The sequence below is a fragment of the Calothrix sp. CBUCES-K 9914 genome (assembly GCF_059640475.1).
The window spans coordinates 14,735-40,065 of the sequence record NZ_JBXXZH010000034.1 but is presented as its reverse complement, the minus strand read 5'-3'; the positions used below and the strand labels follow the sequence as shown (position 1 = coordinate 40,065).

Annotated in this window: 22 protein-coding genes and 1 pseudogene; 9 read left to right on the top strand and 14 right to left on the bottom strand. The window is 38.6% G+C overall.

Translation table 11 applies throughout. The annotated features are described in order from the left end of the window. Positions 1 to 8 precede the first annotated feature (8 nt). On the bottom strand, positions 9 to 1,235 hold the full coding sequence (locus tag AC2JBO_RS10565; protein ID WP_496953605.1) for a BaiN/RdsA family NAD(P)/FAD-dependent oxidoreductase: 1,227 nt from the start codon (positions 1,233 to 1,235) through the stop codon (positions 9 to 11). A gap of 254 nt (positions 1,236 to 1,489) precedes the next feature. Between AC2JBO_RS10565 and AC2JBO_RS10560 the strand changes: the two genes are divergently transcribed. After that, positions 1,490 to 2,239 (top strand): Uma2 family endonuclease, encoded by a 750-nt coding sequence (locus AC2JBO_RS10560; protein ID WP_496953604.1) that lies wholly within the window; start codon positions 1,490 to 1,492, stop codon positions 2,237 to 2,239. A 75-nt stretch (positions 2,240 to 2,314) separates the two neighbouring features. Here the strand turns inward: AC2JBO_RS10560 and AC2JBO_RS10555 are convergent, their stop codons facing one another. From AC2JBO_RS10555 to AC2JBO_RS10530, 6 genes are all read right to left on the bottom strand, one after another. Beyond that, complete coding sequence (locus tag AC2JBO_RS10555; RefSeq protein ID WP_496953603.1) at positions 2,315 to 4,111, bottom strand: M61 family metallopeptidase; 1,797 nt, start codon at positions 4,109 to 4,111, stop codon at positions 2,315 to 2,317. Between the two features lie 153 nt (positions 4,112 to 4,264). Next, positions 4,265 to 4,948: a Crp/Fnr family transcriptional regulator gene (locus AC2JBO_RS10550; protein WP_496953602.1), complete on the bottom strand. Its 684-nt coding sequence runs from the start codon at positions 4,946 to 4,948 to the stop codon at positions 4,265 to 4,267. Positions 4,949 to 5,117: 169 nt separating this feature from the next. Then, the gene (locus tag AC2JBO_RS10545; protein WP_496953601.1) at positions 5,118 to 6,335 is read right to left on the bottom strand and encodes a pilus assembly protein PilB; all 1,218 of its coding nucleotides are present in this window, start codon (positions 6,333 to 6,335) and stop codon (positions 5,118 to 5,120) included. Positions 6,336 to 6,574: 239 nt separating this feature from the next. Further along, entirely contained in the window at positions 6,575 to 7,750 is a 1,176-nt protein-coding gene (locus tag AC2JBO_RS10540) for a HetZ-related protein 2 (protein WP_496953600.1), read from the bottom strand. Between the two features lie 620 nt (positions 7,751 to 8,370). Then, a complete protein-coding gene (locus tag AC2JBO_RS10535; RefSeq protein WP_496953599.1) occupies positions 8,371 to 8,712 on the bottom strand; it encodes a carbon dioxide-concentrating mechanism protein CcmK in 342 nt (113 codons plus the stop codon). Between the two features lie 129 nt (positions 8,713 to 8,841). Further along, entirely contained in the window at positions 8,842 to 9,153 is a 312-nt protein-coding gene (locus AC2JBO_RS10530; protein WP_496953598.1) for a carbon dioxide-concentrating mechanism protein CcmK, read from the bottom strand. Between the two features lie 130 nt (positions 9,154 to 9,283). On the opposite strand from AC2JBO_RS10530, the gene AC2JBO_RS10525 reads away from it, so the two are divergent. Next, the gene (locus AC2JBO_RS10525) at positions 9,284 to 10,201 is read left to right on the top strand and encodes an alpha/beta fold hydrolase (RefSeq protein ID WP_496953597.1); all 918 of its coding nucleotides are present in this window, start codon (positions 9,284 to 9,286) and stop codon (positions 10,199 to 10,201) included. 78 nt (positions 10,202 to 10,279) lie between these two features. On the opposite strand, the gene AC2JBO_RS10520 is transcribed toward AC2JBO_RS10525, so the two are convergent. From AC2JBO_RS10520 to AC2JBO_RS10510, 3 genes are all read right to left on the bottom strand, one after another. Further along, the gene (locus tag AC2JBO_RS10520; RefSeq protein WP_496953596.1) at positions 10,280 to 11,191 is read right to left on the bottom strand and encodes a branched-chain amino acid transaminase; all 912 of its coding nucleotides are present in this window, start codon (positions 11,189 to 11,191) and stop codon (positions 10,280 to 10,282) included. A 189-nt stretch (positions 11,192 to 11,380) separates the two neighbouring features. Beyond that, positions 11,381 to 12,112, bottom strand: coding sequence for a hypothetical protein (locus tag AC2JBO_RS10515; RefSeq protein ID WP_496953595.1), 732 nt, complete (start codon positions 12,110 to 12,112; stop codon positions 11,381 to 11,383). Beyond that, positions 12,112 to 12,744 (bottom strand): ParA family protein, encoded by a 633-nt coding sequence (locus tag AC2JBO_RS10510; protein WP_496953616.1) that lies wholly within the window; start codon positions 12,742 to 12,744, stop codon positions 12,112 to 12,114. Before AC2JBO_RS10510 ends, AC2JBO_RS10515 begins: the two co-directional genes overlap by 1 nt. A gap of 128 nt (positions 12,745 to 12,872) precedes the next feature. Here AC2JBO_RS10510 and AC2JBO_RS10505 point away from each other — a divergent pair, with 128 nt between their 5' ends. Both AC2JBO_RS10505 and AC2JBO_RS10500 read left to right on the top strand, forming a co-directional pair. Continuing rightward, positions 12,873 to 14,258 (top strand): cytochrome P450, encoded by a 1,386-nt coding sequence (locus AC2JBO_RS10505; RefSeq protein ID WP_496953594.1) that lies wholly within the window; start codon positions 12,873 to 12,875, stop codon positions 14,256 to 14,258. A 96-nt stretch (positions 14,259 to 14,354) separates the two neighbouring features. Beyond that, positions 14,355 to 14,585, top strand: a complete 231-nt coding sequence (locus tag AC2JBO_RS10500; RefSeq protein WP_496953593.1) for an addiction module protein — start codon at positions 14,355 to 14,357, stop codon at positions 14,583 to 14,585. 63 nt (positions 14,586 to 14,648) lie between these two features. Here AC2JBO_RS10500 and ccmS read toward each other — a convergent pair whose 3' ends face one another. Then, positions 14,649 to 15,074, bottom strand: a complete 426-nt coding sequence (gene ccmS / locus AC2JBO_RS10495; RefSeq protein WP_496953592.1) for a beta-carboxysome assembly chaperone CcmS — start codon at positions 15,072 to 15,074, stop codon at positions 14,649 to 14,651. A 62-nt stretch (positions 15,075 to 15,136) separates the two neighbouring features. Continuing rightward, positions 15,137 to 15,598, bottom strand: a pseudogene (locus tag AC2JBO_RS10490) (ABC transporter transmembrane domain-containing protein); the annotation flags it as partial. A 116-nt stretch (positions 15,599 to 15,714) separates the two neighbouring features. Between AC2JBO_RS10490 and AC2JBO_RS10485 the strand changes: the two are divergent. From AC2JBO_RS10485 to AC2JBO_RS10465, 5 genes are all read left to right on the top strand, one after another. After that, on the top strand, positions 15,715 to 16,560 hold the full coding sequence (locus AC2JBO_RS10485; protein ID WP_496953591.1) for a prohibitin family protein: 846 nt from the start codon (positions 15,715 to 15,717) through the stop codon (positions 16,558 to 16,560). A 76-nt stretch (positions 16,561 to 16,636) separates the two neighbouring features. After that, positions 16,637 to 17,053, top strand: a complete 417-nt coding sequence (locus tag AC2JBO_RS10480) for a DUF1824 family protein (RefSeq protein WP_496953590.1) — start codon at positions 16,637 to 16,639, stop codon at positions 17,051 to 17,053. Positions 17,054 to 17,130: 77 nt separating this feature from the next. After that, on the top strand, positions 17,131 to 19,062 hold the full coding sequence (locus AC2JBO_RS10475) for an ABC-F family ATP-binding cassette domain-containing protein (RefSeq protein ID WP_496953589.1): 1,932 nt from the start codon (positions 17,131 to 17,133) through the stop codon (positions 19,060 to 19,062). A 368-nt stretch (positions 19,063 to 19,430) separates the two neighbouring features. Then, the gene (locus AC2JBO_RS10470) at positions 19,431 to 21,578 is read left to right on the top strand and encodes a sensor histidine kinase (protein ID WP_496953588.1); all 2,148 of its coding nucleotides are present in this window, start codon (positions 19,431 to 19,433) and stop codon (positions 21,576 to 21,578) included. A gap of 22 nt (positions 21,579 to 21,600) precedes the next feature. Next, positions 21,601 to 23,769, top strand: a complete 2,169-nt coding sequence (locus AC2JBO_RS10465) for a PAS domain S-box protein (protein WP_496953587.1) — start codon at positions 21,601 to 21,603, stop codon at positions 23,767 to 23,769. A 786-nt stretch (positions 23,770 to 24,555) separates the two neighbouring features. On the opposite strand, the gene AC2JBO_RS10460 is transcribed toward AC2JBO_RS10465, so the two are convergent. Both AC2JBO_RS10460 and AC2JBO_RS10455 read right to left on the bottom strand, forming a co-directional pair. Next, positions 24,556 to 24,966: a putative toxin-antitoxin system toxin component, PIN family gene (locus AC2JBO_RS10460; RefSeq protein ID WP_496953586.1), complete on the bottom strand. Its 411-nt coding sequence runs from the start codon at positions 24,964 to 24,966 to the stop codon at positions 24,556 to 24,558. Further along, entirely contained in the window at positions 24,956 to 25,198 is a 243-nt protein-coding gene (locus AC2JBO_RS10455; RefSeq protein WP_496953585.1) for a hypothetical protein, read from the bottom strand. The genes AC2JBO_RS10460 and AC2JBO_RS10455 overlap by 11 nt, the downstream gene beginning before the upstream one ends. Positions 25,199 to 25,331: the final 133 nt, after the last annotated feature.

The window sequence follows — 25,331 nt, the reverse complement described above, 5'->3', positions numbered from 1 at the left end:
ATGCTTATTTAGGAAAGAGCCATTGCACAACCTGCTAAATAGCCAGTTGTCCAAGCGCTTTGGAAATTAAAACCACCAGTAATACCATCTATATCTAACACCTCCCCAGCAAAGTGTAGTCCATTTACAAGTTTGCTTTCCATCGTTTTGAAATCAACTTCCTTGAGTTGGACACCACCACAGGTAACAAACTCATCTTTGAATACACCTTTACCGTTTACAGGAAATTGTCCAACGGTTAGTTCCTGAACGAGTAAATTTAGCTGTTTTTTTGAAAGTTCTGCCCAACGGGTTTCAGCTTCAACACCCGCGCGTGTTACCATATACTGCCAGAGACGATGAGGAATATCTACACCACGATGTAAAAAAATTGCGCGTCTCGGTACTTCTTCTTTAACAGCGAGTAGTTTTTGTCGTAACTCATCTTGATTTAAATTTGGCAACCAATTTATAGATAAGTTTGCCTGGTATTTACTAGAATGCAGTAAACGGGCGCCCCATGCGGAAAGTTTTAGTACAGCAGGGCCACTAACTCCCCAATGTGTAATCAATAATGGACCGACTTGTTCGAGTTGACCTTTATCAGGAATAGTCAAGCGTAGTTTAACAGGGTTAACGCTTACACCAGCCAATTGTCGCAAACTTTCGTCACGAACATTAAAGGTGAATAGTGAGGGAACAGGAGATTCAATACTGTGTCCCAGAGATTGAGCTATTCTATATCCAACTGGGTTACTGCCTGTCGCGAGGAGTAAACGGTCAGCTTCTAATGTATCACCCGATTTGAGCGTAACTTCAAAGCATCTATCAAATTTTACTGACGTTACAGCGGCGCCAACGCAAATCTTAACACCAACATGTTTGGCGGTTTGTATTAAACAATCAACAATAGTCTCCGAATTATCGGTAGTTGGAAACATTCTGCCATCAGCTTCAGTTTTTAGTTCAACACCATGCTTATTAAACCAAGTTACAGTATCTTGGGCTTGAAAGCGGGCAAAGGCGCCAATTAAAGCTTTACTTCCTCTAGGATAGTTTTGGGTCAACACTTTTGAGTCAAAGCAAGCGTGAGTGACATTACATCTTCCACCCCCAGAAACACGCACCTTCGACAATAGCTGTCCACCAGCTTCAAGTAAAATAATGGATGCTAGAGAATTTGTTCTAGCAGCAGCTATGGCGCCAAAAAAACCAGCGGCGCCACCTCCAATTACAACAATTCTTAAAGGTCGCAACTAAAAATCCCTATACAATTACAACATTCCAATATTAGGCTAGCTCGTTTTGTCGCATTTTGCTCTGTCAGAGGGAATCTTACCATCCAATCATCAACAACGTCAAAGATGAGGGCGCCAGTTTAACATCTGTCCTAAGTAGTCACCAGTAAATATTTACTTGGGAATATTTTGTTACTAAATATAAGCGGGAATCTACTCTTCGAGCATTTACAATGAGGTAACAACCTCAATATTACAGGAGGTGCAAGAATATGGTACGACAAGTTACACAAGAAGATACCGCCGATGATTTGGTAATTTATCCAGACAGCGACGGTGAATCGATGGCTCAGAATACACTACAGTTCAATTGGATTGTCAAGATTAAAGAAGGTTTAGAAATATTATTTGCTTCAATAGCGGATGTATTTGTTGCAGGAGACTTATTTTGGTATCCGGTCAAAGGCAACAATAAAATAAAGTACGCACCAGATGCAATGGTGGTGTTTGGTAGACCAAAAGGTTATAGAGGTTCGTACTTACAGTGGTTTGAAGGTAATATTGCACCACAAGTTGTGTTTGAAATATTATCACCGGGCAACACGCGGGAGGAAATGCGGCTAAAGCTAGATTTTTACGACAAATATGGCGTTGAGGAATATTATGTATACGACCCAGACAAAAACATACTAGAAGGTTGGCAACGTTCAGGTGAAAAACTCAAATCAATCAAAAATATGAACGGTTGGACTAGTCCGCGTTTGGGAATCAAGTTCATACTAACACCCATAACGCTAGAAATATATCGCCCAGACAACCGACTTTTTGCTTCTCCCGTAGAACTTGAGGAGCAAATTCAGTTTAAAGAACAGCAACGTCAACAAGCTGAACAGCAACGTCAACAAGCTGAACAGCAACGCCAACAAGCAGAGCAACGCGCCGAACAATTACAGCAGGAATTAGAACAAGAACGTCAGCGTTATCAAGAATTGTTGGCAAGATTACAAGAACGCGAAAATTAAAGGCGCCCCAAAAAATATTTGGTCGGATGTAACAAACAAACTATCCGTTACATCCGTTATATCCGTTGCCAGTAATTACCACATATTCTTACACTCGGCACCTAACCAACCAATCAAATTATCTTTTTGACTTGAGTTCAATTTATCTACAAGTTTTAATTGATACTTAGTTGAAATTGGAGAAGTTAGAGTGACGTTGTAGTTACAAAGCTGGTCTTGGTGGAAAACAGTTACTTGTACAGTATGGTTTGGTTGGTAATCTTTGAGACGTTCACTTAACCCACTGGCGCCAACTTTAATACCATCAATAGCTAATAGTTCATCACCTGGATCAATACCAGAAATTTGTGCAGGAGAACCAGATTCAACAAATTTAATAACCTCTCTACCGTTTTCGGTGCAAACTCTTATACCCAAATAAGGTTCATCATCACAGTCACCTGCTAAATACAAACCAAATGGTTCAAGGTAGCTATTAAACGGCAAATCCTCCAAACCATCAATATAACGTTTGAAGAAATCTGTTAAATCATTACCAGCTACTGACTCGATCACAAATTGTAGCTGTTGCGGAGTAAAGCCAATTTCGTCTTTACCAAATTGCTCCCACATTTTAACGAGAACGTTATCGAAGGAACGTTGATTCTTATAGCGCGCGCGAATCATTAAGTCAAGTAGTAGCGATACCATTTCCCCTTTCAAGTAGTAGGAAATTTGGGAATTACCACTGTTGGCATCCGGACGATATAATTTGATCCATGCATCAAAACTCGATTCAGATAAAAGTTGAACTTTACGCCCCGGAGTATTTAGATACCTACTAATTTCTTTACTTAGATGCGATAAATATGATTTAGCATCGTAAATTCCTGCTCGTAAAGGAATTAACAGGTCGTAATAGCTTGTAGTGCCTTCACAAAACCAAAGTGATGGTGTATAGTTTTCTGCATCGTAGTCAAAAACTTCTAGAGCTTTTGGACGAATTCGCTTAACGTTCCATAGATGAAAGAATTCGTGAGCAACAAGCTGTAAAAATCGTTCGTATTTATCTTTGTCTCGAAAACCAAATCTTTGATAAATTAATGAGCATGAGTCTTTATGCTCTAAACCGCCGTAAGCTTGGGATAATAAATGTAGTATAAAAACGTATCGAGAGTAAGGTAAACCACCAAACATCTCAGCTTCAACTTTGATAATACGCTTGATATCGGTAATCATCTGTTCAACTTGATAATTACCCTGACCCCAAATAGCTAGTTCATGAGGTTTTCCCAATACCTCAAAGTTATATACTTGATGTACACCAATTTCAAACGGACTATCAACTAACGTATCAAAATCAGCCGCTCTCCAAGTATTGCTACGTCCTGATACAGGTGGCAAAGCAGTTGTCACGTGCCATTCAGGAGGTGCCACAATAGTGATATCTATTGGCTGTTTATCATAATCTGGTATTCTAAAAAATAATGCGGCGCCGTTGAAGTAAGCGTGTGTAGCGTCTAAATGATTAGTTCGCACCGATAATTCTGAAGCGAATACTTTATAACTAATAGTAGCTACAGAAACACCTTTAGTATCTACTTGCCAATGGTTCTTACTAATTTTGCGCGCTGACAAAGGTTTATCCTCAGCAAACGCTGTCAAATCCTGTAAATTTTTTGAGTACTCACGTACTAAATAAGAGCCAGGAGTCCAAACGGGGAATTTTAAATCGAGAACAGGTGAGGGACAGTTAGCAACCCGCAAAGTAACTTCATATAAATGGGTTTGTGGTTGCGGCATTGCCACTTGATAATGAATGCTGCTTGTTGAGAAATCTGTAGTATAATCGTTCAGGGTGGTGCCAGCGTCAGTTGCGATAAGTTCCGTCATTTCCGTTTAGGAGTGGTGAGTACAGTAGCCTAAGATTATACAATCAAGGCTTATTGGTAGAATATATATAGATATACTTTTAGTGTAGCGTTGAAGTACAGTCAGTGCGCTGATTACCTAAATAAGCTCTCTTTGGAGTTTTGGAGCGCGTTTCTACAATTTTCGAGCTAGATTCATTAATTGTTTAAGATTAACCAAGTGAATGACTTGTTTATGAGGGTCAATTTTTATCCATCCTTTCTCATGGAGTTTCTCCATAATTTTTTCAGTTTCATCAACACCTATTTCGGTGACATCAGCTAAGTCTTGAAAAGAAACATTAAAAATTTCTTTTCCAAGTTCTGAATCTTTTCCATAGTTATCACCGAGAGTGATTAAGGTATAAGCAAGTTTAACAGCAGGTGGTGAAGAGCGCATTTGTAAGCGCATGTTTACGTGTCGTAATCGTCGCACCATCATTTGTAACATGCGATGATGTAATTGAGAGTCTTTAAATAAAATTTGAATAAAGCAGTTTCGAGAGATACTTAGTAATTTTACAGGAGAAAGCGCGATAACATCTGTAGACCGAGGAGATTCATCTAGAATTGCCATTTCTCCAAAAAAGTCACCTTTGCCTAAAATTGCGAGCGCGCGGTAGTCTTCACTACTCATACGTCGGACTTTCACCCAACCGGAAACAACGAAATATACAGCATTTCCCCAGGAATCTTCCATTAACACCGCGCGTCCTGTTGGATATTCATGTTCGGTCGCAACATTTAACATCCACTCTATTGTTTGCGGACTAGCTGTACTTAATAAGGGAAAAGTTTCACTAAAAATAGTCGTCAGCATGAAAGTGGGTAGACATTAATAAATAGGTTGAAATAAATCGCTAAATTTTTAACGATTTTTTTAATATTTATATCGACTTGTATATACTTAACAACTAATATGACATTAGTCCTATTTTGATTAGAACACAAGTTATTAACTATTGATATCGGAGGTTTTACGGAAGTTTTTAGCGGTCATTCTCAGAGGAAGTTAAATTTTTGATTTGATTATCCAGGTTATCTAATAGGCGATTTAATGTTTTTAAAGCCTCAAACTGCTCACTACTCGTGTTACGGCTTTGTAACAGTCTTTCCTGTAACTCGTGTAATTTGAAACTCAGCTGCTGAGAAATACCCAAGGCATCACGACTAAGACGAGATAGCTGTTGCTGTTGATAAAATTTTAACGCTGCTCCTTTCAGAACTTGTAGCGTTGCTTCTTCACCGTACATTCCAGGCATTACTCGCAAACGCAACAGTAAACGTTGATTTTGATACATGTATTCTTTTTCAACTTGCTTCGGCTCTGATAACGTGGTTATACGTAAATTCGCGAATCGCTTCAGTTCGTTTAAGGCGCCTTGAAATACGGAGAGAGGTAATTTTTCCAAGACAGACTGCAATACACCGTTTTCACTCCAAAGAACTTTACCTTCGTAAGGAAGTCGTTCAAAATAAAGTCTGCCAATACCTCCGACAATTACTCTACCAAGTAATTCTTCTAAAAATTTCTTGGGTGGTAATGCTGCGAGTAATTCTACAGGAGTAAATTCATCGGGTGCAGGAACTGACAGAATGGGTATTTTTGTGGCTGAAACAGATTCCGCGTTTGCTTCTGGAGTTTGTTTGTGTGTAGTAGTTTTGATTTCTCTATAAATAATATTGCTATCAAGTACATTTGATGCGTTTGAGTTAACAAATGTATCAATAGTTGTACTAATATCCTTATTTATATCTGAATCTACATCTACGTGCGTTAATTCCTGGTGTGGTTTCTCTAATTGTTGAGCATGAGCTTGTGAATATTGACTGGGTAGGGGGATTTTCTTATTAGTCGAATGAGATGTATTTTTGTAATTTAAGTATGCCGAAAGTATGGAGCGATGAACCTCAGCATCCATAAGCTGAATCGTCAATGTACAGTTCACATACATTAAAATACGGTTAACGTATTCAAGGGCTACATCGTCGTTTGAGTTTACCATACCCAAAATTAAATTCTTGTCTTCAAATCGCAAGGGCAACATTTGATGGTAAAGGCAAGCTTCAAACGACAGAAAGCTCTCGATGAGTTGAAATATTTCTGATTTTACTGATTCAGTGTTCCACTCGAGCATTGTAGTGCCGGGTAACACTTGCTGGTTCATTGTCTCGGTATCAGTTGGTTTACCCTCTGAAGACAGCATAGTCCGATTGCCTGTGTATCCTACCATCCTATTCTTCCCAGAACTTATAGTCTAGTTAACAATCACCACTATAATTTCTGTATAAATTTAAAAAACTACAACTATCTTATTAAAAGAGGCACCCTTAACTTTAGGCGCCTCTCTTAAATTTCTCTGTGTAGAGACGCGATTAATCGCGTCTCTACGTGTCTCTGTGGTAAAAAAAGACCATAGCACGGACAAAAAAACCGAGAACCAGATTATTCTTCTGTTCGTAGAGCTTGTGCTGCAAGGTAAACTTTCGTCCATTCACCCATAGCTTGGTGAGCTTTGAGTTTCAAGGTCGGAGCAATAGCTTCAATAGATTCCCCAGCTTTGCGTAACTCAAGGATTCGTTTCTGAGTGGGGGTTAATTTTTCTAACAATTGCTGCCATTGTGCGGTAGCCAATCCAAAGTTATGCTCCATTAGGGAAGTTCCTAGCCAAACATCAACGAGTTCAGGCTTGTTTTTGAGCGCAAAAACACGCACAGCGTGATAGCTGATTTTTTCTCGCAGTCGGTATATTTCTTTAATGGGTTTGCTTAACTTTTTAGCAATGGCATCTTGTGACTTACCTTGTAAGTACATCCGCAACCACTGTACAGCTTCTTCGCCAAGATTTTCCTTTAAGTAGTTTTCAAATTCCTGTTTAACGTCATTCCGCAGGGTTTGCTGCTCTTCCAAATCTTGAGCTTCTTGATATTCAGCAATTGCTTGATTATCTGCCAAGTTGAGCCGATTATCATTATCGTCGCTTAAAACTTCTTCTGATACTAATTTTACTAAATCGCTGGTGGGAACCTGCGTCAACCCACCGCGCGAAGTGCGCCGTAAATAATTTACAAATCTGTATACTAGTAAGGGCTGGTTACGTATTGGACGCAAGCAATATTCTTCAATGCTGGCGAACAACAGCGCATTTTTCAGCCTTGGCTCCGAAGTAAACTTAGCGATAGCAGCCATTTGAGAAAGCATATAATTGTCGCTTTGCAGCAACTCTTGGATGACTTCCTGTAAAACATCGACGACGGAACGCTGACGGTCGCGACTTAAGGAAACCCAAGTTTGAATTTTGTTACGCAGTGTTGCTAACCCACCTAAACGAGTAATCAGGTTACGATAAGCAATGTCTCTACCTTTACCCAAATATCGCTGGTTTAAAATTCGCCAACGGTACTCCATTGCCTGCTTGGCGATATCTAAATCTTTTGGACTTAGTTCGTTGTAGCGGCTTCTGTCGGCTCCAAGTAACCAATTAATAATACTTTCTCGATTTGTTACACTTTGTTCGGGGCACTCAGCGTCTAAGCGCTGGCGCCAATATAAAGCTAATTTGTCCGCAACAGTTTCCATTGCGTTCTGGCGCTCCTCAAAACCCTGTCTTAAAGTTTGCATTACAACCCCCTGTTATCCCACTTAAAGTTTTTTAACTGGCAGTTGCACCCAACCAGCGATAATATTTGTGCTTCTGATTTGCCACTACACTCTTATTACGTGTCAACTTGTGTATCTTATGCAGTTTTTCTCAGATTTTTATTTTTTATTCTCATTTTAGGAGTGTAGACCCACGTGTTTTCGTGATATCTAGGCAATTTCTCATATGTACCATAGTATGAAGTTTTGTGGACATAGTTTTGTTAATATGTTACTTGAACTAGTTTCAGCTCGAACTCAGGATAATTCTGTAAGGTAAGAGAACCGCCTGCAATCGTGACGAAGCTTTGGCGCTTTAAGTTTCACGCTACTTTTGTCTCCGTATAAACTAAAATTAAAGCTGTCTTTTATACTATATACTTCGATTCTTACCAAATAGTTGTTTAATTAACAAAGATTTAGTAAAAGCAGAGCAAGTTCATAATTTAGGCAATCTTTAATAACTTTATAAGTAATTCTCTTTCAAACGCAGATAGCTTAAAAGTACCCATAAGGGTGATATCGAAGATTCCCGACTTTTGGTCTTGAGTTATCGGGAATCTGACAAGTGAATAATTTTTACTAACTTGTACTAACTTGTACTAACTTCTACGTACTATTGGATTCTCTACAGACATTCGATACTGTTCAACTTGGTCGTTGTAGGCAATAGGTAAAACAGCTTCGACATTTTCGTGAGGACGTGGAATGATAACCCACGACTCAAGAGTACCACCATGACAGCTTTCTGCGGCTTCGATCCCAGCAGACATTGCGGCTTTGACTTCCGAAACATCACCGCGAATATTTACTGTAAAGCGCGCGCTACCGACTCGTATATAACCAACGAGGGTGACTCGTCCAGCTTTAACCATAGCATCTGCTGCGGCAAGTACAGCAGGAAACCCCTTGGTTTCTAATGAGCCAACTGCCTGTAATGGCATTGAAAAATCTCCTATATCAATAAACGTATCAAACGTTAGAAATTAATTGTACAGCGTTGAGTGCTGAGTGCTGAGTAGAAAGTGTTAAGTGCTGAGTGCTGAGTGCTGAGTGCTGAGCGCACTCATAACTTAAAAGATGCGGAAAGGTTCCGACTTACTCGTGAAATGAATAGGCAGAATGGTTTCTACGTTTTCTGGGGGGTTTGGAATTATGTAGTAAGTAATAACTTGACCTCCAAAGGCTTCATTACCTGCTTCGATGCCAGATCCAACTGCACGCTCAACTTCTGCAACTTGTCCACGCACTACAACTATCATGCGCCCACTTTCTGCGATACCATAATAAACTATTGCAACTTCAGCAGATTTCACCATCGCGTCTGCTGCTGCTAGCACAGCGGGAAAACCCAGTGTTTCAATTGCTCCAACCGCTTGTGGCATCTCCTGCTCCACTACACATTTAAGAAAGTGAAATAATTATACTACTTTGAAAAGCAACTTCCTCAAGTAAATAATCTTAAAATCAGATATAATTTGATAGTTAGTTAATATTTGTGTGCTTTTACCGTAAATGTCTTCTTTTGGTGTAGAGCAATTTCCTAAATTCTTACCTGCTACAGTTGAGCAATTAGCCGAGGCAGCGTCAATAGCCATAGCGCAAAAAATCGAGCAAGCAGAAATTCCCACTCCACTTAGTAATCAACCAATTACCACTGCGTATGTACATCAAGGTAATGGTGGTACTCCCTTATTATTAATTCATGGATTTGATAGTTCAGCCTTAGAGTTTCGGCGCCTTTTACCACTTTTGAGTGCAAATAATGAAACTTGGGTAGTTGATTTATTAGGATTTGGATTTACTGATAGGCTTTTGGGTGTAAAATTTAGCCCAACAGCGATTAAAACACATTTATATCACTTTTGGAAAACTTTAATTAACAAACCAGTAATTTTAGTTGGTGCCTCAATGGGTGGCGCCGCAGCAATCGATTTTACTTTAACTTATCCAGAAGCAGTAGAAAAATTAGTACTAATAGACAGTGCAGGTTTAGTAAGTAGTTCGCCACTGGTGAAATTCATGTTCCCACCCTTGGATACCCTGGCAGCGAATTTTCTACGCAGTCCAAAAGTTCGTCAGAGTATATCGCGTGCGGCGTATAAGAATAAAGAATTAGCAACAATAGACGCTCAACTTTGTGCAACATTACACTTGGAAATGCCCAATTGGAACACAGCTTTGATTGCATTTACAAAAAGCGGTGGATACAATGCATTTAGATTCAAGAAACTATCAGAGATACGGCAGCCAACTTTAATATTATGGGGAGATTCGGATAAAATATTGGGGACTAAAGACGCACCTCGATTTAAACGCGCGATTCCTAACAGTAAATTAATTTGGATTCAAGATTCTGGACATGTTCCCCACCTTGAACAGCCAGAAGAAACGGCGCAACACCTTTTAGACTTTGTAAAAGAGATGATTTAACAATTCGGTGCGTAACGCTACAAGATTATTTGCTTCGCTGAAATATTGTTATAGCGTTACGCACCCTACATACATAATTTAAAGGGAAATGGGATATACCCACTCTTGATAATTAGGGTCACGATTTTCGGTTATTGCTGTAAACTTTTCTCGCAACTTTTCAGTTATCGGTTTACTCTCAGGCAACTTAAAATTCTCTATCTGAATAACAGGCAAAACCTTAGCAGCTGTACCACACAAAAAAACTTCATCAGCAATAAATAATTCAGATTTATCAATCGGTCTTTCTATAACCTTAAATCCTAAATCTCCAGCTAACCGCATTACACTATCGCGCGTAATACCTTCTAAAATATCTTGCTCAAAGCCAGGAGTAAATATTTGTCCATTCCGAACAATAAAAATATTCATTCCCGAAGCTTCACTAACCTTACCTTGGGAGTTCATCAAAATTGCCTCATCAAAACCAGACTCTACAGCTTCAGTCTTTGCTAACGATGAAGTAATATAAGCAGCGCTGATTTTACCACGCAATGGAAAACTTACATCAGTTTGACGATACCAAGAACTAATTCGACAGGTAACTCCCGCAGGAGATGAATATTCACCCAGTTCTAAACCATAAACAAAAAAGTCTTTCTTGATGTTATGCAGTCGTGGAGCTATTCCCAAATCAGCAGTATAAACGAAAGGACGAAGATAAAATGATGTTGAAGGTTGATTTTTCTTAATTAATTCAATAATCGTTTCTTGGATTTTATCGGCGGATATATCATAATGGAGAAATTTTGCACTCGTACTTAATCTTTGACAGTGACGGTCGAGCCTAAATAATAATATTCGTGTAGAATCCTGTGGGTCAGGTATACCACGTAACCCCCCCAAGGCGCCTGTTCCGTAATGTAAAGCATGAGTAGCTATAGAAATTTTTGCATCCGAAAAAGGTATAAATTGATCTTCAAAGTAAGCAATTGGTAAAAAATTGTACATGACAGCTATAGCTATTTAGTGTAAAGTGCTGAGTGCTGAGTGTTTAGTGCTGAGTAATTGATTTTACTTTTTGTTAAAAACCCTCGTGCTCATACAATCTAAAATACAGCGTTAATGATAAATCAAGAATAGTATAACTCACTCATAACTCATAACTCAGTACTCAGCACTCAGCACTCAGCACTCTTCTTAGTCGAGTAACCACATGGGAGAAGAAGAGTCGTTAGAAGAATGTGTTTGTTCTACTGAGGGTTGAACTTGTAACCTATCCAATGTACCGTATGATTTTCTGTACTGTACTGGCGCCTTTGTTAAAGCTGCTGGTTTTTGCTGTTGAGGTTGCTTTTGCTTTTCAAATGAAGCTATGGTTTGCTTTAACTCTTCAATTTCTGCTGTGAGTTCTGAATTTGCTTCTGCTAACTGTAAAGCGGTTTTCTTTGCTTCTTTAAGTTCTTTGCTCGAACGCTCAGACGCAGCTTTTTGCTCCGATAAAGCTTTTTCTGAAACCTCATACGCAGCTTTCTGCTCGGATAAGGCTGATTGTAACTTTTCTACCTTTTTTTGTAGACTCGCTTCTGAGTGACGAACTTGTGCTATTTGTTCATTCAGCTCTTGAATCGTTACTTCTAAATCAGCTTTGCTTAGATGAGAACCTTCTGTTGTTTCGTCTTTACTTTCCTCTTTACTATCCCATATACTATTTTGCGTACTACTTTCTTGAGTTTTACCTTTTGCTTTAGTTTTATTTGATTCTTCCGTATTAGTTTCCTGATTAATTACCTTGGTGGGAGAAACTTCATCTGAAGCTTCTACAGGTGTCGCAGTAACATCTATTACAGAAACTTCTTTAGTATCTTGGGCTGATACAGTATTTTTGTTTGCTTCTTCTTGTACTAAGTCAGCAAGTCTTCTTTTAGCCATTATTTTCTCCAGTCGCGCTGTATTTCTTCGGCGACGCGACGGTAGTCTGATTCTGCCTCGCGCCCATTTTTCCCACGCCATTGTGTAATTGCCACACCCTCAAGCGCCGCGCGTTCGTGGGCTTTGTAAATACGAACAAAGGCATTACAAGCAGGAATTCCTAATTGTAATAAAGTATTTTGAGCTTCCAGAGCTTCTCCTAAACTTCGTGTATCTACTTTTGTCAACAGAACTCGATAGGGCTTTCGCGCGGGAGTTACTGCTGTTTTTACTGTATCAACAAGCACAGCTAAATCCAGTGGTGCTGGAGGTGTGGGCAAAACAAGATAATCTGCAACGTCCACAACTGCTGCTAAAGAAGAGGACTGTAGCGCTGGAGGCGTATCTACTATTATTAAATCGTAACCTTTTATTGAGCGCAAATGACCTAAAAGTTTTGAATCTGTATCTTGGGATAGGTCAAACCCCATTCCATTCTGACTACGTCCAAACCACCAACTTGCCGAACCCTGAATATCAGCATCCACAAGAAGCACTGTGTGGTTACGAGACAAAGTTGCCGCCAGATTAATTGCGGTAGTAGTTTTACCAACTCCGCCTTTCCCATTTACGACCGCGATAATTTTCGGCACGCTCATACTCACTTCGGTGCTGACTAATAATAAATATACCGTGTTAGGGGAATTTTTGATTTTTGATTTTTGATTGGGTTGGGGGCGCCACAATAGAGTTAATAAGCGCGTACACTTGAGTTTTTACTATGGTACTTACCTACAACTTACCGGATGGTCCAAACACACCACCGATGCTACGTGTAATGAAGTTAGTTTTCCAGCCTATCAAGTACATGGAAGACTACGCCAAAACATATGGTGGTACTTTAACTTTACGTAATAAAAGCGGTAATCATATAGTTTACTTCAGTCATCCCCAAGCACTACAACAAATTTATACCGCCGAAGCTAGTTATTTTGAAGCAGGTAGAGGCAATCGATTTTTGAAGTTTTTAGTTGGCACCAACTCACTACTACTTCTGGATGGTGAGCGTCACTCCAGAGGTCGGCAACTCCTAACACCCCCATTTCATGGTGATAGAATGCGTGCGTATGGTTCGGCAATTCATCAAATTACGCTTTCTGTTATAGATTCTTGGGATAATAAACCTTTTGATATTCGTTCGTCAATGCAAGAAATATCCCTACGAGTAATATTAAGAGTTGTATTTGGTTTAGATGAAGGAGTCGTATTAGAAGAACTGCGACGAAAACTAAGTTCGCTTCTAGATTTTATGGGTTCCCCACTAATATCTAGTTCATTGTTCTTTACCTTTCTACAAACAGATTTTGGCACCTTGAGTCCGTGGGGTTGGATGAAACGCGAAATTAACAAAATTGACGAGCTAATTTATGCTTTAATACAAGAGCGCAAAGCTACTATGCATGAACATCGCCAAGACGTTTTAAGCTTAATGATGTCCGCGCGATACGAAGACGGTCAACCAATGTCTGATATCGAGTTACGCGACCAACTTGTAACTTTACTACTCGCTGGACATGAAACAACGGCATCAGCGTTAACGTGGGCTTTTTATTGGCTAGATATGCAACCAGAAACGCGCGATAAATTATTAAACGAATTAAATACACTTGATAGTACAAATGATAATATAGACACAACAGCAGTCAGTAAACTGCCTTATTTAACAGCAGTATGTCAAGAAACCTTGAGAATTTACCCACTTGTATTATCGGGTGTTTTTCGGAAACTTAAAACTCCAATTCAAATTATGGGTTATAACTTGCCCGAAGGAACTTTGATTGTTCCTGGGATATATATGGCTCACCACCGTGAAGAAACTTATCCAGAACCGAATAAATTTAAACCCGAAAGATTTTTAGAAAGACAATATTCTGCCTATGAATATATGCCTTTTGGTGGTGGCAGTCGTCGCTGTATTGGTTCAGCGTTTGCGATGCACGAAATGAAAATAGTTCTCGCAACAGTTTTATCTAAGTATCAGCTTTCACTGTTAAATAAGCGTCCCGTAAAACCAGCACGTCGCGGTTTAACTGTGGCAACCCCCGCAGGGATGAAAATGGTAGCGGTGCCGATTCTAAAAACGGCAAAAACTACTTTATATGTATAAAATTGTAGGTGGGGCTATGCCTCACTTACTTATTGACAGTGCAAAATATAAAGTCTCCAAGCATTATTTACTTTTGAGGACAGAGGACAATAGTTAATGAGTGAAATAGCAGAAAAACTTAAGCTTGAAGCTTCTCGACTTTCCATACAAGAGCGTGCTGATATTGCCCATTTTTTAATTAATTCTTTAGATGAAGAGGTAGATGAGGATGTAGAAGCAGCATGGGATGTAGAATTAACAAAAAGGTTAGAAGATATTCAGACTGGAAAAGCAGTTTATGAACCATTTTACAAAGTAATTTCTGAATTGCGAGAGAAGTATTCGTGAAATTTATCGTCATTCATACTGAAGCAAGAATTGAGCTTGAAGAATAGTTTTTTACACGTTTATTTAAACCAAACTGGCGCCAAGTTGTGTTTCTAATTCATCTAACAAGGTATTAACGTCTTTACCAAGCTGCTCAAAACAAAGGGGAGGCGCCGTTTCTGGCTCAAAGTAAATAAGTTTAACTTGGTCTTTGCCTATACCTATCATTAAAACTTCGACTTCAGGCTTATAATGTTTGATAAGTCCTAAAAGTTCCTGAAGACGGTTTTCTACTTTATCGTTTAAATTTTCAACTGCTGTCGATGGACAATATACGAAGTGTGGTGTGGGATGTAAATCTATGCCTATAGTTCCTTGACTACTACCATTTTCTAACCATAATCCCCATGATAAAGCTGCTAGTTCTAATTTTTGCTCTTTGACAAAGTTGTCTAGCTGATGCCGCCATTTGTTTTCGGGGGTTTCTGGTTGAGATGAAGTTGTAAACATAAATATTTTAGTAGTTTTAAGGATATAGCCAGTATATTATTTTAACCCCTTCGGGTAAGCTAACGGTTAATGTCGTCACTTAAAATCGACATTAATCCACCTGTACTGCGTTCTTCAAAGTAAGCTAATTCCAATTCTTGTAGATGATTGTAAGCGTCGAGGCGTAGATTGTGTTGAATCTGCTGCGATAAGTTTCGCCAAAGTCTTTTGTATAGGTACTCGAAAACTGATTCCAAGACCCAGACTATTACTGTAAAAAACGCTAGAATGGGAGACTGACCGAATATTGAATCTCTAATTCCTAAACTTGCTATTACAGAATCCTGTTTTTTAACCACTACGTCAACAGCAGTGCCAATTAAAACAGGCGGCGCCAAGTCAAAGATTTTGTTTAGAACCGAACAAATAGCTGCTAGCCAGATTTGTTTACGGTAAACAACACCATAATTTGACAGGCGTTGGAGTGGATGTAAGTCGCCAGTACGATTGTGAGATGCCCTAAAATGTTTAGATAGCGTAACCACAGCTATTCACAGAAGTGTGGATTATATTTTACTACGTTTGCTCTATCAAAGTACAACTTCTTTCATGGCATGTAAGTATAGATATAGAGTGGCAGGATAATCTATCAGGAGGGGAATTGAAAAATCTGCAATTTAGCGGTTGGCCAAGCGCTGTACTCGGAGTTTTATTTAGTATTATAGTACTATTAAGTCTGAATTCCTTTATCATAATTAATCCGGGACAAGCTGGGGTTATTAGTATATTAGGAAAGGCTAGAGACGGAGCATTGTTAGAGGGTATTCACCTCAAGCTGCCATTTATTTCAGTGATTGATGTATATGATTTGACGGTGCAGAAGTTTGAAGTACCAGGTGAGAGTTCCACAAAGGATTTGCAAACGCTTTCTGCTAGGTTTGCGATTAACTTTCAAATCGATCCTTTACAGATAGTAGAAATACGTAGAAAGCAGGGTACATTGGAAAACATTGTAGCTAAGATTATTGCTCCACAAACTCAGGAATCGTTTAAAATAGCAGCTGCACGGCGGACAGTCGAGGAGGCAATAACTCGACGTAGTGAACTCAAAGACGACTTTGATTTAGCTTTAAGCCAGCGACTGAGTAAATATGGAATAATTGTCTTAGATACGAGTGTGGTAGACCTAACTTTTTCTCCAGAATTTGCAAAAGCCGTGGAGGAGAAGCAAATTGCCGAACAGCGGGCACAACGAGCGGTTTATATCGCGAAAGAAGCTGAACAGGAAGCTCAAGCAGAAATTAATCGTGCCAAAGGTAAAGCAGAGGCTCAAAGACTTTTAGCTGAAACATTGAAAGCTCAAGGAGGACAGTTAGTTTTACAAAAGGAGGCTATTGAAGCATGGAAAACTGGCGGCGCCCAAATGCCAAAAGTTCTTGTGATGGGAGATAAAACTAGCGGTGTGCCATTTCTATTTAACCTCGGCAATATTCAATCATCTCCCTAATGTGATCAAATTGATTGGTCATAAGCGGCAAATTTCACAATAATACAGCACACAACTAGTCACTAATTAGAGGGATATGACAAGCCAACATCAAAGCAATATCACACTTCAAGACGCAAAGAAAATTCTCAACAAATTTAACTGCGTTGACGTTGCTCCAATAGTTAAGAGTTCGGAAAAACCCTTAATTCGCAGGGCATTGCTTGCTTTTACAAGGCTTTCAGATTACCAAATCTTGGGTATTTGCGCTGATACAGCCGAAGAAGGTTTATCTGCGATGAGAAGTTACTCATTAGCGTTTGGTTATGAACCACCAAGTAATTTGCCTGTTATTGAAGGACCTGTTTATATCAAGTTAAACGGTAAGAATGGTTTATGCTACCTTGATTCATATTCAGGGCATCATCGTGGCGTTTTGGTATCATGTCAGTCATACACCCAAAGTGGAATTAATGAGATGTACGGCCATTTACCCTTAGATTTATTTGATTAATCTTGTAGGGTAGGCATCCCTGCCTGCCCAGTATCCCTGCCTGCCCATAGTTTTCCAATGTCCAATATTTATCAGTTATGAGTCTTGTAACTTTACAATCAGTCAAAAAAGATTTCGGCATCAAAGAAATCTTGAGAGAAGCTAGTTTTAGCTTAGATGCTAACGATAAAGTTGGTTTAATTGGGACTAATGGTTCTGGAAAATCAACTTTACTAAAAATGATAGCTGGTATTGAGCCAGTAGACGGTGGACAAATAATAACTAACTCCGGCGCCAAAGTTATATATTTACCGCAGCAACCCGACGTTGATGAAAGTCGTACTGTTATAGAGCAGGTTTTTGCAGATAGCGGTGAGCAAATGACGCTGGTACGTGAATATGAGGAAATTTCTGAAAAATTAGCACATTATCCCGAAGATAGCCAGTTAATGTCACGTTTGTCTAGTGTAATGCAGCGAATGGATACAACTGGCGCCTGGGAATTGGAAACAAACGCTAAAATTATTCTCACTAAGTTAGGGATTAATGACTTTAATGTCAAGGTTGGTACACTATCTGGAGGTTATCGTAAAAGAATTGCTTTGGCAACAGCTTTACTCGCTGAACCAGATTTGTTATTAATGGATGAGCCAACTAACCACTTAGATGCGCTTTCGGTAGAGTGGTTACAAAGTTATTTAAATAAATATCGCGGTGCCTTATTATTAATTACACACGATAGATATTTCCTCGATAAAGTCACCAATCGCATCATCGAAATAGACCGAGGTGATATTTATACCTATTCTGGTAATTATTCATATTATCTAGAAAAGAAAGCTTTGGCTGAAGATTCCGCAGCTAGTACTCAGCGTAAATTCCAAGGTGTGTTACGACGTGAGTTAGAATGGTTGAAGCGCGGTCCCAAAGCACGTAGTACTAAGCAAAAAGCGCGCATTCAACGCATTGAAGCAATGCGGGAAACAGAGTTTAAACAAGGACAAGGCAAAGTCGATATTTCTACTGTTAGTAGACGTATTGGTAAAAAAGTTATTGAGTTAGAGCATGTTTCTAAAGCTTATAACGAGCGAACATTAATTAACGATTTTACTTATGAATTTAGTCCTGAAGACCGTATTGGCATAATTGGTGGTAACGGCGCCGGAAAATCCACCTTAATGAATATTATTACAGGAAAGGTACAGCCTGATGGGGGAACTGTAGATATTGGCGCCACAATTCATATAGGATATTTTGACCAGCATTCGGATGATTTACTTGCTGCCTTAAACGATTCGCAGCGCGTTATCGATTATATCAAAGAAGAAGGAGAGTTCATCAAAATATCCGATGGGACTCAAATTAGTGCATCTCAAATGTTGGAACGATTCTTATTCCCAGGTAATCAACAATATGCACCAATAAGTAAATTATCAGGTGGAGAAAAACGGCGCCTGTTTTTATTACGTATATTAATTAGCGCACCAAATGTACTGATATTAGACGAACCTACAAACGATTTAGATGTACAAACACTGGCAATATTGGAAGAGTATTTAGAAGATTTTACAGGTTCTGTAATTGTAGTTTCTCACGACCGATATTTTCTTGACCGTACAGTTGATACAATTTTTGCTTTAGAAGAAGGTGGAAATATCCGTCAGTACCCTGGTAATTATTCTGTATATCTCGACTATAAGAAGGCAGAAGAGGCACAACAAGTATTAGATGTCAAGGAAAAGCCAAAGAATAGTCAAGTAGAAGTTAAAGAAGTAAAACAAAATCAACCCAACAAAGAAACATCGAAAAAGCGCAGATTATCAAGTTGGGAAAAACGTGAATTTGAGCAACTCGAAAGCAAAATTGCTCAACTAGAAAAAGACAAAGCAGAAGCTGAAAAAGGAATGGCTAATGTTTCACCTGGTAATTACACTCAGGTACAAAAGCTATATGACACTGTTGAGGAACTTAAACGCGCGATAGATAAAGCCACAGAACGCTGGATGGAATTAGCTGAAATAGAATCGTAAGTTTTTTTGATTTTTCTTGCTCGTGTAAAGTAAGTCAGAATTTTGAATATCTGCCAGTGAAAGCATCAAGAAATTCCTACAAATGGTTCATCCAACAGGGTGAATACATTTGTCCCCATTAGGATTTAATCTAAAAATTAGGGGTCAGGGGTGAGGAGTAAGGAGCCACTTGAATGTAACATACAGATGAATAATTTGTAGTATGGCAAATAAATGTAAGATATTAATGAACCTGCTCGCAAGTGGTTTGATTTCAAGGGTGCCACTACTATAATAATTTCAATAATTTCATCATATTTCTCGGCGCCCGACTCCTAATTCCCTATCCTCTCTATACAGAACTATACAGATAAGGTTTGCTATTCGTTGTGAGTGAAGCTGTAAAAGCACAATTCCATTCTCATGTTGGTGTGTCGCTGCTAGAAAAAGTTGCTGCCAGTTTACCTGGGGTAATTTTCCAAGTTGTTCAACGTCATGACAACTCGTATGTTGTTTTATATACGAGCGACAGTTGTAAAGATTTGTGCGAATTAGAACCAGAAGCAGTAGAAAGTGATTTCTTAGTATTGCGTAATCTCATCCACCCGCAGGATATTGAGTCTTTTACACAATCGTTTCTAGTATCTAAGAATACTTTGTCTCCTTGGTGTTGGGAAGGTAGAATTGTTACACCAAGCAACAAACTTAAGTGGATACAAGTCACTTCACATCCAGATAAACAAGCTTCGGGGGATACTCTTTGGGAAGGTTTAGTCATGGATATAACAGTCCGCAAGTTAGCAGAGGAAAATTTACGCGCTTCAGAGGGACGATACAAAGCTATATTAAATGCGATTCCTGATTTAATATTTAGAATCAGCGGTAATGGTGAGTATATAGATTTTAAAGGGGAAGGAGCAAACGTTACTATCGCGCGCGAGCAAATCGTTGGTAAAAATCTATGGGACTTACTACCTTCTGAAGTTGCAAACGATAGTCATGCTGCAATTCGTAGAGCTATCACGTCACGAAGTGTACAAACCTGTGAGTATCAACTGCCTACACCAATTGGTATACGTGATTATGAAGCACGCTTAATAGTTAGTGGTCATGAAGAAATTTTAGCAATTGTCAGGGATATAACTGAGCGAAAGCAAGCGGAAGCACGATTACATATGACTTTATCCCGTAATCGCTTACTTACAGAAAGTTTAGCTAGAATTCGCAGGTCACTTAATCTCGAAGAAATTTTACAAACTACTGTCACCGAAGTCAGAAATTTTTTACAAGCTGACCGGGTTTTTATTACCTTGAATGATAGTACCCAGTCTAAAATCCTAGCCGAATCAGTAAACGCGCGCTATCCATCAGTACTTGATTGGAGAGAAGACGACCATCCTGATGAGTGTTTGTTTAATGAGTTAAAAACTTCATTGCTTATAAATCACGTTCGGGTAATTGAAGATATTACACTTTCACCAGCTTCTCCTAACCTTTTGGCACTATATCAAACGTTTCAGACTCAAGCAACTTTAGCCGTACCAATTATACTAGATGATGAATTATTCGGCGCCCTCATTGCAAATCAATGCTCAAGTCCGCGTTGTTGGCAACCAGCAGAAATTGATTTGCTCCAACAAATATCAGAACAGTTAGCAATTGCCATCCAACAAGCCCAATTATATAAAAAACTAGCACAGCGTCAGGAGAATCTTGAAGAGCTAGTCGCAGAAAGAACTGTCCAATTACAACAGAAAGTGCAAGAAATCCAAGAGCTAAATTGTATCAAAGATGTTGTACTGCATACAGTCTCCCACGACTTACGTACTTCAGTAATGGGCAACTTAATGGTACTTAATAACTTGTTGAAAGGAGGAACCCAACAGCAGTTAACTTCAACTCCTAACTCCTCACTTAGTAGAGACGTGATTAATCACGTCTCTACTAACTCCTTTATTTCTATTCCTCAAAGCATTTTAGAGCGAATGATTCAGGGTAACGAGCGGCAGATGGGAATGATTAATTCTTTGTTGGAAATTAATTCTGGTGATGCTAAAGATATGATAATGCATCAAGAACTTGTTCAGTTTGACACATTAATTGAGGCAATAGTTCAAGATTTAACATCGCTACTGACTCGTTATCAAGCACAATTGAATACACAGTTAAATTCTTTTGCTCGTAAAAATAAGCCTATCGTTCAAGCCGACCAAGAGTTATTACGTAAAGTATTTGTATCTTTGTTAACCAATAGCTGTCAAAATAATCCACCCGGACTAACTTTTGTTATAAAAGCTAAGATGGATGGAGATAAAATCCGATGCATGATTCAAGATGACGGTATATGTATGAGTAAATCGGAGTGCGATAGTTTCTTTGATTTAAATGTACGCGACCCGCAAGACCGTTTATCAACTGCCACCAGTTTAAAATTATACATGTGTCGGCAAATTATCAAAGCACACGGTGGTGAAATTGGTGTGACTTCTAATCGTAAGCAAGGAGTAACTTATTGGTTCACATTACCTCTTAATTGATTTTAGATTTTGGATTACACTAATGGCTGACTTACTTGGAACCATACAACGGAGATGGAGACAAGCCGTTTCTACTTATATTCTACCCAAAACCAATATTTTAACTGTTAAATATGAAACATGGCGCCGTCACTTTTTGTGGCAGCGTTTACAATTATGGTTGTGGCTAGCACTATTTTGCATTCTAAGTTTCGTTATTCGCGATATCTACAATATATTCTCTCCATTGAGAGAACTTGCTGACCTTCCCAAGCACCTGATGCGTCAAACATTGCTTTTGAATTGCGCCATGTTATTAAGTATTACTATGTCATTAATAGTACATCGGAGTCGATATGGGCGCCGTCATCCCGGAGCATTATTTTTAGCTTCATCTTGGTCGATAAGTCTTGGACAGCAAATATTTAGTACATTAAAAGGATTTGCGCTTCCAGGTGTTTTTACTTGGTCATTACTCTTTTTGGGTCAAGCTGCTTTTATGCCAGTACGCTGGAGACTGCATCTTATTTCCCAAATTGTAGTGCTAATTTATTACTTTGGTGTAAATTTTGCCCTTGGTTTTAAAGTGTTGACACCAATATCAGACCAAGAACCAATATATAATGTAACATTAGTTTTATATATATTTTGGTTTTGTATTATATGTGACTTTAGCGTGTATTTATATGACCGATTACAATCACGCGAATTTAACGCGCGTAAACAGCTTGAGAAAGCGAATACAAAACTAAAATTAGCCGAAGCAAAATATCGTAGTATCTTCGAGAATGCGGTCGAAGGAATTTTTCAAAGCACACCCAACGGACGTTATATTACAGTAAATCCTGCACTCGCACAAATTTTAGGCTTTTCAACACCTGAACAAGTAATAGATTATTACAGTGATATTAGTAAGCAACTTTATATTATCCCAAATCGACGTGCCGAGTTTATTAGTTTAATCGAGAAGTATGGTAGCGTTTCTGAATTTGAATCGCAAATCTATCGTCGTAATGATTCTATATATCATAGCATTGTTTGGATTTCTGAAAAAGCATATGCTGTGCGCGATGACCGAGGAGATATATTATATTACGAAGGCATTATTGAGGATATTACTAAACGTAAGCGCGCGGAAGAAGCACTTCAAGAACAATTCGATTTCTTACAAGTTCTCATCGACACAATCCCGGCGCCTGTATATTATCAAAATGCCCAAGGATTATATGTAGGATGCAACAAATCTTTTGAAGCGTCAATTGGATTAAGTCGAGCAGATATTATCGGCAAAACGGTGTATGAAGTTGCACCAAAAGAACTCGCTGATAAGTATTATCAAGCAGATACACAGCTATTAGAAAAACATGAAGTTCAAACTTATGAAAGTTCGGTAGTTTATGCTGATAATAAAAAGCACGACGTAATATTTTACAAAGCAACTTTTACAAAAGTAGACGGCGCCTTGGGTGGTATAGTAGGGGTAATTTTAGATATAAGCGACAGAAAACGTACCGAAGAAGCGTTAAGAGTATTTATCCACGCTATTTCCCATGACTTACGCAACCCAGTTTTAGGGACTTTGATGGTACTAAAAAATTTACTAGGGGATAAGCAATCATCGGGGGTAACTGTGTCTCGTACAATTCTTGAAAGGATGCAACAAAGTAGTGAACGTCAGTTGAATTTAATCAACTCGCTAATGGAAGCACATGTCAGTGAGGTTCAAGGAATAGCATTACAATTACAACCGCTACATTTACATGAAGTCGTAGAAGACGCAGTTGCTGACCTACAACCAATGCTTACAGAAAACGAAGCAACTCTGATCAACTTAGTTGAGTCTAACTTACCACAAGTAAACGGTGACGCAACTCAACTTTGGAGGGTCTTTTCCAATATTATCGCCAACGCTGTCAAACACAACCCTCCAGGCTTAAATATTAGAGTCAACGCCAAAATTGAAGGCGCCAGTAATTATATTTATTGTACAGTTACCGACAATGGAGTTGGGTTAACACAGCAACAAAGTGAACACTTATTTGACCTATACTTCCGTGGAACAAACGCGCGTAGTTCACTTTCCCTAGGACTAGGGTTATATCTGTGTCAACAAATTATCAAAGCACACGGTGGTCAAATAGGTGTTAAAAGTACACCAAATGCTGGCGCCACCTTTTGGTGTACATTACCAATATATTCAGAAAATTCGTAGCATATCTGTCCCAGATGTGCGCTTTGTATACAAGCATTAATCAGCATTTTAAAGTATATATTACGTGTCAGTATAATAAGTGTCACAAGCAATAAAGTAGTAAATATATTTTTTGTAGTACTATTTTTCGTAACGCTGTCGGAGTATCCGTACTTTCCATCGGTGATAGCGAAACGAAGCGCAAAATACGGCTCTTGCGTACTTAGCGTGCTAATTTAGGGAAAAATAAGCTTAAAACTCTTGCTGGGCTTATCTTACAGCTATTATTACCTTCAGAACGGTATTCTTGTCCAAAATTAAAACTAAAAGCGTCTGTAAGCCTTGTAAATCAAGCATATTTATAGATTTTAATTAAAATTTAGCACGCTATGTACGATAGAACCATTTTTTATTTATTTTTAAAAGTATATTCTTTCAACACTCTATTTCTTCATCGTCCTGATTTTTTGCTTTTTCCTTGCTTGTAATCTTTTGTACTTCAAATTGAAGTGCGGAATGTGGGTTATATGCATCTAATCAGCATTCGTTATTTACGTAATGATGCGAACTTGAAGAAGCAGATTTAGTAGAAATTATGGGTTCATTAGATGATGTATCAGAATTCATTAATGGTAAACAAGCAATTACCAAAGAGCAAGCAAAAGCATTAGGAGAATTTTTTCACGTATCTGCGGAATTATTTATTTAAATTTTAAAAGATACGACGTGCGGAATTAATTCATTTAATTGATAAGTATGGTAATTTAACTGTATCAAAACGTTTCTAATTTCGCTACCTGCCATTATTTACTCTAAAAACTCTCGAACGGTTAAAATTTTAATTCCTCGGAATGGGTTTAATACTAATAAATCTTCATCACCAGTAATAATACACTCTACTTCACCAGCTATAGCCAATTCCAAATATTTATTGTCTTTTGGGTCTCGACATTCATTAACTTGTTCATTCACTTCAATAAATTCTGCAATTTGTATCAATTCCTCTATAAACGTTTGGCGCTTGGGTAGTGTAACATACTTATCAAATTTCGGTCGGAGTAAAACCTCCTCTACCTCTGTAAAAGTATCATTAGACATTAAAATAACGCCAATTTTTTGCACTTTGTCAAATACTTGATGAGGTTTGCTCTTGGTAGACAGCACAGCACTAACCAAAACATTCGTGTTTAGTACAAATCTACGATTACTACTCATCATTTAATAGAGACTCTAAAATTTCTGGTGTTAAACCTCGTCGTTCAGCCTCAGCGCTAATTTCATCCATAGTTTGTTGGATTTTTACAACAGCTTCCTGTCTTGTTCTAGTTGAAGATTTGAGTATAATCGCAATCTTAGTGTCAATTTGCTGACGCTCTTCTGGGGTTGCATTAAGATACACTTCGGCTGCATCAGATGGAACTTGAACGGTAATCTCTTGCTTATTAAGCATAGCGGTACTTCCTCAAACTTCTACTTAACTATCATAGCTCTGTTTAATATAGCTATCGGTTATCTGTATATATTAATAACGGCTATCTTCATAACCTGTTCTATGAGTATTGTTAAGATATATAAAGAAATGG